General features: G+C 59.3%; 10 protein-coding genes. 1 reads left to right on the top strand and 9 read right to left on the bottom strand.

Annotated features, from left to right (window positions below; translation table 11 throughout):
* The first annotated feature begins 150 nt into the window (after nucleotides 1-150).
* On the top strand, nucleotides 151-1,488 hold the full coding sequence (locus AB3X98_RS10845) for a hypothetical protein (RefSeq protein WP_368603882.1): 1,338 nt from the start codon (nucleotides 151-153) through the stop codon (nucleotides 1,486-1,488).
* A gap of 130 nt (nucleotides 1,489-1,618) precedes the next feature.
* Here AB3X98_RS10845 and AB3X98_RS10840 read toward each other — a convergent pair whose 3' ends face one another.
* The 9 genes from AB3X98_RS10840 to AB3X98_RS10800 form a co-directional block, all read right to left on the bottom strand.
* On the bottom strand, nucleotides 1,619-2,044 hold the full coding sequence (locus AB3X98_RS10840; protein ID WP_368603881.1) for a GtrA family protein: 426 nt from the start codon (nucleotides 2,042-2,044) through the stop codon (nucleotides 1,619-1,621).
* Nucleotides 2,041-3,324 (bottom strand): NAD(P)/FAD-dependent oxidoreductase, encoded by a 1,284-nt coding sequence (locus AB3X98_RS10835; RefSeq protein ID WP_368603880.1) that lies wholly within the window; start codon nucleotides 3,322-3,324, stop codon nucleotides 2,041-2,043. Before AB3X98_RS10835 ends, AB3X98_RS10840 begins: the two co-directional genes overlap by 4 nt.
* Before the next feature lie 6 nt (nucleotides 3,325-3,330).
* Nucleotides 3,331-4,269: an NAD-dependent epimerase/dehydratase family protein gene (locus AB3X98_RS10830; protein WP_368603879.1), complete on the bottom strand. Its 939-nt coding sequence runs from the start codon at nucleotides 4,267-4,269 to the stop codon at nucleotides 3,331-3,333.
* A gap of 116 nt (nucleotides 4,270-4,385) precedes the next feature.
* Nucleotides 4,386-6,059: a hypothetical protein gene (locus AB3X98_RS10825; RefSeq protein ID WP_368603878.1), complete on the bottom strand. Its 1,674-nt coding sequence runs from the start codon at nucleotides 6,057-6,059 to the stop codon at nucleotides 4,386-4,388.
* A gap of 10 nt (nucleotides 6,060-6,069) precedes the next feature.
* Nucleotides 6,070-6,810 (bottom strand): SDR family oxidoreductase, encoded by a 741-nt coding sequence (locus AB3X98_RS10820; RefSeq protein ID WP_368603973.1) that lies wholly within the window; start codon nucleotides 6,808-6,810, stop codon nucleotides 6,070-6,072.
* Nucleotides 6,807-8,123: an FAD-dependent oxidoreductase gene (locus AB3X98_RS10815; RefSeq protein WP_368603877.1), complete on the bottom strand. Its 1,317-nt coding sequence runs from the start codon at nucleotides 8,121-8,123 to the stop codon at nucleotides 6,807-6,809. The genes AB3X98_RS10820 and AB3X98_RS10815 overlap by 4 nt, the downstream gene beginning before the upstream one ends.
* A gap of 3 nt (nucleotides 8,124-8,126) precedes the next feature.
* On the bottom strand, nucleotides 8,127-9,551 hold the full coding sequence (locus AB3X98_RS10810) for a UbiA family prenyltransferase (protein WP_368603876.1): 1,425 nt from the start codon (nucleotides 9,549-9,551) through the stop codon (nucleotides 8,127-8,129).
* 222 nt (nucleotides 9,552-9,773) lie between these two features.
* Nucleotides 9,774-10,142 carry a hypothetical protein gene (locus tag AB3X98_RS10805; RefSeq protein ID WP_368603875.1) on the bottom strand — a complete coding sequence of 123 codons (369 nt, stop codon included), beginning with the start codon at nucleotides 10,140-10,142 and terminating at the stop codon, nucleotides 9,774-9,776.
* 112 nt (nucleotides 10,143-10,254) lie between these two features.
* Nucleotides 10,255-11,556: a hypothetical protein gene (locus AB3X98_RS10800; protein ID WP_368603874.1), complete on the bottom strand. Its 1,302-nt coding sequence runs from the start codon at nucleotides 11,554-11,556 to the stop codon at nucleotides 10,255-10,257.
* Between the last annotated feature and the right edge of the window lie 8 nt (nucleotides 11,557-11,564).

The raw sequence follows: 11,564 nt of genomic DNA, 5'->3' as shown, positions 1-11,564 counted from the left end.
GTAAGTTCTTACTGAATATTTACGTAATGTTTAAAATGGCGGCAGAATGCGAGGTTTTCTCGCACGCCCGGTGGCTATCCGCAACACGCGCGCCGAATTATTTTTGTAAGGTTCATTGCGTCGGCAACTTGGTTGACGCGGATTCCAAAGATGCAAAATCGCCACGAAGAGATTCTCGATCCCGACTTTTATCGGGCCTTTTACCCGGACCTCGCGAACATGTCGGTCGAAGAAGCAAAGAATCACTACCGCGACCACGGATTCCGCGAGGGACGATATCCAAATGAAACGGCTTACCTAGGCAAGTCGGACGACGCTGCATCCGCTGATCTTGTTTCGCCCATTTCCGACGCATCGGAGCACCCGTCGGACGCCAGTCATGAACCCAGTCATGAACCCAGTCATGAACCCAGTCATGAACCCAGTCATGAACCCAGTGATCGTCCTGTGAGGCATCACTTGCTGCTGGGCGGAACGGGCAGGGCAGGTACGACGTTTATGGTGCAGTATTTGACGGCATGCGGGCTGGACACGCACAGCTCGCGGCATCCCAATGCGCAACCAGAGGAGCATGCGAATGCCGGGCTCGAAGACCTGCCAATCGGCGATGACGCGAATCTTCCCTATTTGATCAAGACGCCTTGGCTCTTTGAATTTGTCGATCGACTGACCGACCAAGAAGACGTCGTCATCGACGCCGTGATTATCCCGATGCGTGACATCGTCGAAGCCGCTACGAGCCGCGTGATGCTGGAGATGAGGGCTCGTCTAAGCAACGACACACTGGCCGAGGAACACACGCGTTGGGAGACGTGGGGAACGACGCCAGGTGGGCTTGTCTATTCGCTGAATCCCGTCGATCAGGCTCGCATTCTTGCGTTGGGCTTTCATCAGGTCGTTCATACGCTCGTGAAGCACGGCATTCCCATCGTATTCCTCGATTTCCCGCGTTTCATCGAGGACGGGGACTATCTGTACGAGCAATTGAAAGCGGTGCTGGGCGATGGCGTTTCTCGGGAGACCTCCTTGGCTGCGCATCGCGCACTCGCACGTGTCGATCTCGTGCGCGTCGGCGCGGAACTGGACGGGGCTGCAGAAGGCCAGAATCAGGTCGCGGTGCCGATCGGTTTTCCTAGCCATGCGACGATTGATCGGACCACGCTGTTTCGCGAACTTAAGCGTGCGAAAAGCGCGGTCGAGTCGCTAAGAAGCCATACTCGGGCGCTGGCGGAGGCTCTGCGCCGGGATCGCGATGCGAATATTGCACTGAAGAACGAAATTCTGAATCTCCATGCGATGCTAGACGCAGAACGCAAGGCCGTGGAAACCGTGCAGCATGACCGCGCAAAGGATGCAGAAATTCAGCGCCGCATTGTCAACGATCTGAGTGACCGGCTGGACGCGTCCAACGAGCAACTGGTCATGGTCGAACGATCGTTTGCCTGGCGCGCGGCGGCGGCCGTTCGGCGTCTATTGTGTTGGAAGTGACCGCTGTGAGTAAGGCTGAGGGGTGAGAATCTGATCAATCTGATCCACGATCGCGTGCCAAGGGCGGTCGTGGTCCTCAAACTGTCAACGCACAAAAGCGCGCCATTCTCAGTCGATCAGGCTGGAGCTATCAACGTCGAAACGTCCAGTGCTTGTGTCCCAGATAGCTCGTGAATACAGGTACGGCGACGCCGAAAGCATGTGCAACTTCGCGCGCGTGCCATTCCAACCGCACAGCCGGGAAAGCGAAGTCAGTCAGCACGATACTGACGCCCCACGTCTGTAGGATGGCGATCAGATTCACGACGAGGAAGAACAAGATCGAACGATGCATCGACTGTGCGCTGTCCTTGAAAACAAAGATCTTCGCTAGGACGTACGCCACGATCATGCCCGTTATATAGGCGATGACGATCGCGGCGGAGAACGGCATCCAAATGTTATAGAGGATGCGACTACTCCAGTTGACCGCCGCGGCAAATCCTCCCGTCAGCAGAAAGAGCAAAAAGCTGCGAGAGAAAAAGGCAGAGCGCACCGTTTGCGTAACTTCGGTCATACCATCCTCGCCATCTTGCGCGACAATCCGATACTCTCGGAAATGCCGCGATCCTCAGGATAATAGTACGACGTGTCAGCAACGAGCAGGCCTTCCACCGGCAACTGGATCGGCGGCAGCCGATCAAGATAGCCCGGCTCGCAAATTGGCTGCGCGAAACGGTATCGGCTCGCACGCACGTCGATGAAGTCGTCCGGCGTCAGCGCGGGATTGATCTTCATGAGGTAGCGCTTGACCTTGTCGATGAACGCGGAGTCCGGCTCCTGATACTTCGGATGCTCGCCGGGCACGTAGAACGGGACATACACGACATGGTCGTTGAGCGGCCGCAGGTTCGTGTACTCGACGATGCCGGGAATATCCATTTCCGGATCGTTCGTGTTGAGCCAGAAATTCTCGGTTACGCGCTTCTTGAGCTTGGCGATCACACAGACCACCGCAACGTTCTTCTTGCTGCGGAACGCCTCGAGAATGTCCGTTGGCAGGTCGGGCATCACGCGGGGCACGTAAGGCAGCGGGATCGTGCTAATCACCTTGTCGAACGGCTGGAACTCACCCCCTGCTTCGATGCCTTTGACCTTGCCACCTTCGATCACCACTTTCTGCACGGGTACGTCGAGCCGGAACTCACCGCCGTGCGCCTCGATGTAGCTGCGCATTTCGTTCAGGAGCGTGTCCGAACCACCTTCGAGATAACCGAGCTTTTCTCGGAACAGGTCGTAGCGCGAACGGCCGATACGCCGAATGCGGCTCCAGATCCACGCAGCCGAAAGGTTGTACGCATAATCATAGAACTTGTAGTCGAACAGGCGCCGCCACAGCACTTCCCACGCCTCTTCGCCGATCCAGCGGCGAATCCAGCTCGTGGCCTCGACATGATCGAGGGGCTTCCAGTCGTTGCGCTTCGTCGAGAGGAAGGCATGGAGTCCATAGCGAAACTTCGCGCTCAGGCTCAGGCCTTTGAACTTGAGCAGCGCCATGGGATTTCCCCAAGGCTGTACGCGGCCCTGGTAGAAGTAACCCATTTTCGTTTCGCACCACTTCATCTTGTCTTCGATGCCAAGTTCGCGCAGCACCTCGAAGAACGCGTGGTCCGAGATCGCGTGGAAATGGTAGTAACGCTCGATCGACAGCCCGCCGAAGTCGAAGCAGGCCGCCATACCGCCCACGCGGTCATCGGCCTCGAAGATGATCGGTTTGCGTCCGTCCTTGACCAGTTGGTAGGCGGCGCCAAGACCCATCGGTCCCGCGCCGAGCACGGCGATGCGTTCTGTACTCATGTGTCTTCAGAATTCCAAGGCGATGTGGCTATAGGTAGGATCGTTGAACGTCTCGTCCATGGCTTTGGCGAACGGCGTGGCGCGAATGCCAAAGATGCCTTCCCAATCGATCACCTCGAACTCGTCGCCAGCGGTTAGGGCCTTGAGCTGATCGGCCGTAAACGGCGGGTTCTTGTCGAACACGGCGTAGATCTTCAGCAGCACATAAAAGAGGCCGTAGGGAATGCGAACGATCGCGCAGCGTGCGCGAGTTGCGCGCTTGATCTGCCGGATGATGTCGATGTAGTCGACGCGTTCCAGTCCGCTAATGTTGAACGCTTGCCCCTTGAGGCGCGAATCGATGCTGCTAATGATGACGTTACAGAAGTCGCCAACGTAGAGCGGCTGCCGCATGTACTTGCCGCTACCCGGGATCGGAAACACAGGTACGCGGTGCATGAAACGAGAGAGCCAGCCGAGATGCTTGCGGTCAAACCAGCCGAACATAAGCGTCGGGCGCAGCACGACGCAGTTGATGCCGGACGCCAATACGATCTCTTCCTGCTCGCGCTTGGTTTGCGTGTACCAGTCGTCGGCGGCCGAGTTCACCACCGAGGAGCTGATGTGTACGGTGTGGGGGATGCGGTATTTCTTGATGACATCGAGCACGTGACGCGTTGCCACGATGTTGTTGCGCACGAACGGGTCGCGGGTCGGTGCGCCGATCTGTGCCTGCAGCATCACCACAACGTCTGCACCTTCGAAATGCCGTGCCCAGTCACCTGGTTCAGCGAGATCGGCGTAGATCGCCGTGACGTCTGGATGCACACTTCGCAGGATCTCGAGGTTCGCCTCGAACTTGTCGAGTACGACGATGTCGGTACAGCCACGTGCCTTGAGCCGGGCGACTAAGTTCTGTCCTACGAGTCCGGCGCCGCCGGGAAGAAGAATGCGGGAGTTTTTCATACGGTTTCACTTGAAGAGCAGCGTGGCACTGAAAGTCGTGTTGGCTACCGAATTCATCTCTGGGCCCGCTGGATATGCGGATTGGCATTGAACACGTCCACTCGCAAGCAGCCGCCTTAGTGGGGGGCGATGGGGTGCGAGCCGCGCAGCGCGCAATAGGTACCGCTCATAGTGGCAGCGGTGATGTTGATCAGGCCTTCTGGAGGTCGGTGAATGAAAGCGATCCAGCCGCTGAAACGCGCATTGTCACCAAGTTGGGCCACGACGTCATCACGTTCACCGCCGGTGAGGCCGATCCCAATAGATCGGCCGTCGGGTGCCGTGACGACTATATTGTGAGGCACGCGACGTGTAGATGTGTCATAGATCCAGCCACGAACAATGTACATGTCAGAGGTCTCCGAGTGCGATATCCCATCGACATAGCCCTCACATGTCGAGCCTATGGTAATACGCGGCGGCGGGGAGGCATAGTCATGCTGGTCGTCAGCGAAAATGGAAATGCGCGCCGCTCTGACTATCGGAACGATCTTCGCGAGTCTGTCTGGAAATGGGTAGACGGGGCGCGTGACCGCGAGGTCGTATACCTGCTCGCGAGTGGCAAGGCCGCCAACCATGCGCTGCCAACTAAGGTCGAAGTCACTGTGTAGTGCGAGTCTTTGCGCGACAGCGACAATTAGCATCGCACACACCGCGGCAGCGAGGATTGGTCGCTGCGCTGTCGAGATTTTCGTGTTGAGCGCCGAAAATATGAGCATCGCCAGCCATCCAGTCAGCGATGCAGTAGTGTAGCGTGAAGCGAGTGCAGTATCGAGGCCCATCCAGAGGCGCCCGGATGTCGTCGCTGCGGCATTGAGGACGATGAAGATTGCAAATGCCAGAAATGCAATAGCTATAGGAGGCGTTGCGCGACTTCGCAGGGCGCGCAGTGACCACATCAAGACAGCTGCCAGCATGACGATTCCGCATACGTACGCGCCAATGGTTCCCAGCAGCGTGCCGTTCGCAGGCGAGCCGAGATAGAGTAGAACGTAACGTGCGGCGTCAAGTGGGTGAAGCAAGAGTGACTTGACGCCACCATTGTTCGACACTGGGTTCCATCCGTTGAAGTAAGCGCACCAGACTGCTATCCCCCCGAGTGCGATCGCGAACAATTTCCGGGCGTTCAGGCGCAGATAGACCGCTTGAATGAACAAAACTGGAAAGACTAGCAAGCCAGCGGACATGCTATATGCTGCGATCGTGGCGCTGAGAATCGATATAACAAGCCAATTGATGGCGTTTGTGCGCAATTGCTCTACACGTTCGAGAGAGTGGAATGCGAGCAACGCGAACAAGTAAACGGCGTACCACTGACTCTGGAAACCCCACGTAAAATTTTCTTGCTGGAGCCACGAGAATGTCAGCGCCATCGTGACGCCCGCGAGACCGACCTTGCTCCACGTAGGCATCTTGGGCTGACTATGGAGAGCAACCTTGCAAAAGGTCAGACACAGCAATCCGGCGAGAACAAGGTTGGCTATCAGTGAAAAAACATTTCTGCCGCCGAAATATCGTACGTCGGCGAAGAAAATCAGGCGCGAGAACGTGAGGCGATGTTCATTATGCTGCTCAAAGAATGCGTGCCACGGATCCGTGATCGCGCGCACATAGAAACCGACCGTTCCGTCCCATGAATCGCCAAGCGGCACAGGTGTAAAGTGTCGCCACACGCCGAATAACGTCGTCGCAACGGTCAGGAGCCCGATTGCGAGAGCTAGCCCCGCCGCTTGCTTTTTGTATTTCACCATGCTTTTGTATTCACAACGATGCGCGTTTGAAGAAGAATCGCGGTACGGACCGGATGATCAACATGATCAGCGACCAGAACCAGGGCGTGTAGATAACGTCCCTGTTCTTTTCGATTGCGCGCGTGATGTCGGCGGCCACCTTGTCTGGGGTCGCAACGAGCGGGCCGGGCAGCGGCAGGCCCGCAGTCATGGGCGTAGCGACGAAGCCAGGCTTGATCGTGACGACATGTGCACCCGCCTTGAAAAGACGGGCGTTCAGACCCTCGCAGAATGCCGAGAGTGCGGCCTTCGCGCTACCGTAGAGATAGTTCGACGGCCGGCCGCGATCGCCCGCTACGGACGAAATGACGGCGATCGTACCATGGCGCTGGGCCTCGACCAGATTCGCGATCGGCGTAAGCAATCCGATGAGCGACGTGACGTTGGTGTTGAATTCGCGCATCGCCACGGCTGGGTCAGCCTGGCACTGTGCCTGATCGGGCAGAGTCCCGGGCGCGACGAGGACGATATCAATAGTGCCGAATTCGGCCTCGCAGCGCGCCAGCATGGCCGCGTGCTGATCGACGTCGTTAATGTCGAGCTCTTGGCACACCGCCCCTTTGGCGCCGCGCGCGCGGAGGTCGTCGGCGACCTGCTGCAGCCGCTCTGCGCTGCGTGCGACGAGAAAAAAGCTCGCGCCTTGCGCAGCCCAGCGACGGGCACATGCCGTTGCGATGGCCGAGGTCGCACCTACGATCAGGATATTTTTCATGTTCGTGTCGTTCGTTCCCAAAATCGTGAAAGCATCGCTGGATCTCGAAGGGCTTCCAGTTGCTGCCATTGCGGATAGGCGGCCCGGAAATCCGCGCCGGTCATGTGAGCGTCTTTCGCCGGATAGAGCCGGCCACGCGCCTCGCGCACGATCGCGTCGAGACGCGCGAAAAGCCGCGCGTTCTGTGCGTCGCGCTGTGGAAAGTCGAGTGCGAGCGACGTGCCCTCCCGCGGAAACGACAGAAGCCCCGGCGAGGCGATATCGCCACAGCGCTTGAGCACGGCGAGAAACGAGCCCGTGCCGCTTATCGCGATGGCCTCGAGGATTTCTCGGATGGCGTCCCGCGCTGCCTCGGGCGGCACGACGCACTGGTACTGCTGAAAGCCTTTTCGACCGTAAATCCGGTTCCACTCGAGCAGGCTGTCCAGCGGGTAAAAGTAAGCGTCGTAGCTCACTTTCGCGCGCCTCTCGCCGCAGCGCTGGCGGTGGTAGTACGCGCCGTTGAAGGCGCGTAAGGTCAGCGAGTTGAAAATCGGAACGGGCAGTGTCATCGGCACCGTTCGCTTCTTGCGGCGGTCGACTTCGAGCGGTCCGCCTCTCGCGTGGTCGCCGACCATGAAAATGCCGCGCCCAAGCGTCGAGCCGCTGCTCTGGCAGTCCACCCATGCCACGCTGTACTCATGCAGCGGGTCGAGGCGTTCGGAAAGCGCGAAGAACTCGTCGAGGTTCGAAAAGCGGATGTTCGTCACGTCGATCAGGCTGGATCGGATCGGCATGAGCTGGATTTCCGCCCAAAGGATCAGCCCGGTGAGACCGAGTCCCCCGATTGTGGCTGCGTAAAGATCGGAATGCGCGTCGGGTGCGCATTCGAGCAGCGCGCCGTCGCTGCGCGCCAGTCCAAAGCGGCGCACATGGCGGCCAAACGTCCCTCGCACGTGGTGATTCTTGCCGTGGACATCATTGGCGATTGCGCCGCCCAGCGTCGCGTATTTGGTGCCGGGCGTGACAGGCAGCATCCAGCCACGCGGTATGGCGACCTCGAGGATCTGTTCGAGCGTGACGCCCGGCTCCGCACGCAATACGCCGGTCGCCCAGTCGGCAGCGATCAGGCGGTCGAGTGGCAGGGTCTGCAGCACGTGGTCCGAGGCGGCGAGGCAACTGTCGCCGTAGCTGCGTCCGTTGCCGAATGCGAGCGCGTTGCCGTTTGCTTCGATCACCTCGCGCCAGGTCGCGGCCGCGCGGTCACGCCACGCGATTGCATGCGCCTGTTGCGGGAGGGCGGGATAGCGGCCCCAGGACTGCACCGTATCCATCGATCAGGTCGCCGCCCAGAAGACGAGGCAGCAGAGCGCCACCACTGCAAGGCTCACACGGTCGCGCGCGGCGAATACTATCGGGTCGTCGTGCATCAGGCCACGGTGCGCGATGATCCACGTACGGCTCACCCAGTAAAGGAGCAGCGGGCACGCGAGCCAGATGATCTGTGGATGCCGGTAGAGATGCGCTGTGTTGCCATCCTGGATATACATGGCGAGAACGAGCACGGAGAGATATCCGGACGCCGTGCCCAGCGACGAGATGAGCGAAAGGTCGCTCGCGACGTAGCCGCGCCCGCGCGTTTTGGCGAGCCCGCGCGCCTGCATCGAATAGAGTTCGGCGTAGCGCTTCACGAGCGCGAGGCTCAGGAAGATGAACATCGAGAACGCGAGCAGCCAGAACGTGAGGTGACCGCCGATTGCGGCGGTTCCGGCGATGATTCGAGTGGTATAGAGCATTGCCAGCACGACGACATCCACCATCACCTGGCGCTTGAGGAACATCGAGTAGCCGAGCGTGAGAGCGTAGTATCCCAACAACACCGCGGCGAAGCGCCATGGAAGAAATAGTGCGGTCAGTGCGAAGGCGCCCGCGAGCAGGACAGGAAAGAGCGCTATCCCCCAGGTGAGCGGAAGCGCGCCGGACGCTAGCGGGCGCTTGCGCTTGGTCGGATGGTGCCGGTCGTCCTCGAGATCGAGCATGTCGTTGAGCAGATACACGCTCGATGCACAGAGACCGAAGGCGAAGAATGCGATTAGTGCTGCGAGGATGAGGTCCGGATAGGCGAGTTTGTGCGCGGCAAGAAGTGGTACGAAGATCAGCAGATTCTTCAGCCACTGATGCAGGCGCAATGACTTCGACCAGGTCTTCAGCGCCGGGGGGCGCGATTCGATCACACGCTCGACATTGCCGATCTTGCGGGCGGCGCGCTCGACGCCGCTCGCCGGATTCACGACATACGCGCGTGCAGCGGATTGCCAGACCGCGATGTCGTCGTGCGAATTGCCTGCGTAGTCAAAGTTCTTCTCGCCAAATTCGGCCACTAGCCTGTCGCGTTTGCGTTGAGACGAGAGGTTGACACCGTCTGCGGTCGCGAAGGTCTGGTCAAAGAGACCTAGGTGGTCGGCAATGGCATGGGCATAGCGCTCATGGCTGGCGGTGGCGAGCACGAGCGGGCGTCCGGCTTCGCGCTCTGCCTTCAGCCAGTCGAGCACCTGTGCGTCATAAGGCAGGACGGTAACGTCGACATTGGTGTTCTCGGCGAGTCCGGCTTTGAGGGCCGGTTTGCCGCCGCGCGCGAGCCACATTAGCGGGCGGTAAAACCGCAGCGGCGCGGATTTGAGATACGCGAATCCCGATTCGATTAGCACATCCGATCGAATCAACGTGCCATCCAGGTCAACAACGAGTGGTCTGCTGCGCATACAGTCGGCCAGTTGGCAATGGGCTTATAGAGTGTGATCTATTGGGCGCGTGTCTCGATCCATCCGAATCGTGCGCCATTTTCAAGCCAGGAATTTTACCCGGAACTTGCGCCGTCGTTACAGGTGTCCCGGCGATCTGTTGCGTGCCTGCGCACTATTGACAGCTTGGGCGGTGGATCACCGCTCCGATGATTCAGGGTCAGTCAAGGCGCGCAGGCGCATTCATGCGGGCGGTTGGGTCTTACTGGTGTCCAAGGCTTGCGCATCGGGAATCGCGCAGTAACGACCGGTATCGAGCCTGCCAAAAAGTCGAATTTCGCGGTCGCTCGGCCGCACGAAGAAGCCTGTCCAGCGCCCGTAACGATCGTTGGATCCAGTGATCGGCGCGAGATCCGCGCGTTGTGCACCGGTGATGCCCGTGCCCAGTACCTTACCCGCGCGATCGGCGATCACGATCGACGAGACGTATTGCTTGCCGGCAGGGTCGTAAAGCCACCCAGTCGCCGCGAATCGATCAGGGGTCGCGGTCGAGCTAATGCTGTCAATCTTACCGATGCAGCCGGCGCTCGCGGAGACCGTCTGTGGCGGCACAGCAAAGTCGCGCTGGTCATGGGCAAAAATGGAGAGCCCCGCTGCCTAGGCGCGCGTGGCAACTCCCTGGAGCGCCGTTGGGTTCGGGTAAATCATGGACGTATAAGGGGCGTCATAGACCTTTGCGCGCACCGCGAGGCCCGCCACGCGTTTCGCGTACAGCTCGCGTTGCGTCGAGTGAAAGAGCATGCGCTGCGCAACCGCAATCATGACGAGCACAAAGCACAAATACGAAACCGCCGACGATCCAACGTCGCCTTTCGGGGCGAATTTCATTGAGCCAAAGAAAAGCGAGGAGCGATCCGGCCATCAGCAGCGGCCCGGTCGTATAGCGCGACAACGTAGCAGTATCGACGCCAAAGCCAATTCGCCCGACAGCAGTGACGAATGCACTCGCACTGATGAACGCTGCCATGGCCAGCAGCGCGGTGCCAATGACTACGCGACGTTGCTGCGCAATCCATAGCGCATAAATCAGGCTCAGGAGTACGGTTGCACCCCACAGGGCGATCACCGGCATGCCGAGGCACCCCCAGGTCGCCGGCGATCCGAGGTAGAGCAGTACGTACAGCAGGACGCCAAGAGGGTGGTGCACCAACGCGTCGCGCAGTCCTCCGCTCGGCGAATTCGAATGCCAACCCGTAAAGTAGGCCAGCCAGATTGCCGCCGTCGCTAGTGCGATCACAAGAAGGCGCACACGCGTTGTACGGAGGTATGCAGCCTGAATGGCGAGCACTGGGGCAACGAGGGCACCTCTCACCATCGACAGCGCCGCCATGATCGCGCCTCCGATGGCAAGTGTGAACCGTCCGGCTGAGGACGCAGACGCGCCGCGTTTGCGGGCGCCCTCGCTGGGATCGAGGGCCTCGAATGCGCAGAGTCCGAACAGGTAGACGGCAAACCATCGGCTCTGAAAGCCCCACGTAAAATTCTCCTCCTGCATCCACGCGAACGTAAAGGCGAGTGCGCCGCCACCCACGATCATTCGTGATGCGGGCGAATGTGCCAGATTTCGGCTGATGATCCGACAGAGCACGATGGCGATCAATGCAGCCAGGACTACGTTGGCGGCGAGGTCGAGCACGTTGCGCCCGCCGAGGTAGCGCATGTCCACGAAGAAGATGAGTCGTGAAAAGAACAGGCGATGCTCGTTGTGCAGGTCAAAAAACGGCGCCCAGGGATGTTCGAGCGCATTCAAATAGAAACCCAGCGTGCCGTCCCACTGATCTCCGTAAGGAACCGGGGAGAAATGGGAAATCACCCCGAAGCAGGTCGTCGCGAAAATCACGGCGCCGAGTAAAAGGGCGATTGTCGGCCAGGATTGGCGATTTTTGATCAGAGTTTTCAAATTGCTTGGGAAATAATTCGCTTCGATTTGCAAAAGCTGGGGTGAGCGTGCCGACAATCGGTCCACGGTATTTT

The sequence above is a fragment of the Paraburkholderia sp. BR14312 genome (genome assembly GCF_040948675.1).
Taxonomy (GTDB): domain Bacteria; phylum Pseudomonadota; class Gammaproteobacteria; order Burkholderiales; family Burkholderiaceae; genus Paraburkholderia; species Paraburkholderia nodosa_A.
Note: the sequence above shows the minus strand (reverse complement) of the source record. Positions and strands in the feature narration are given on the sequence as shown.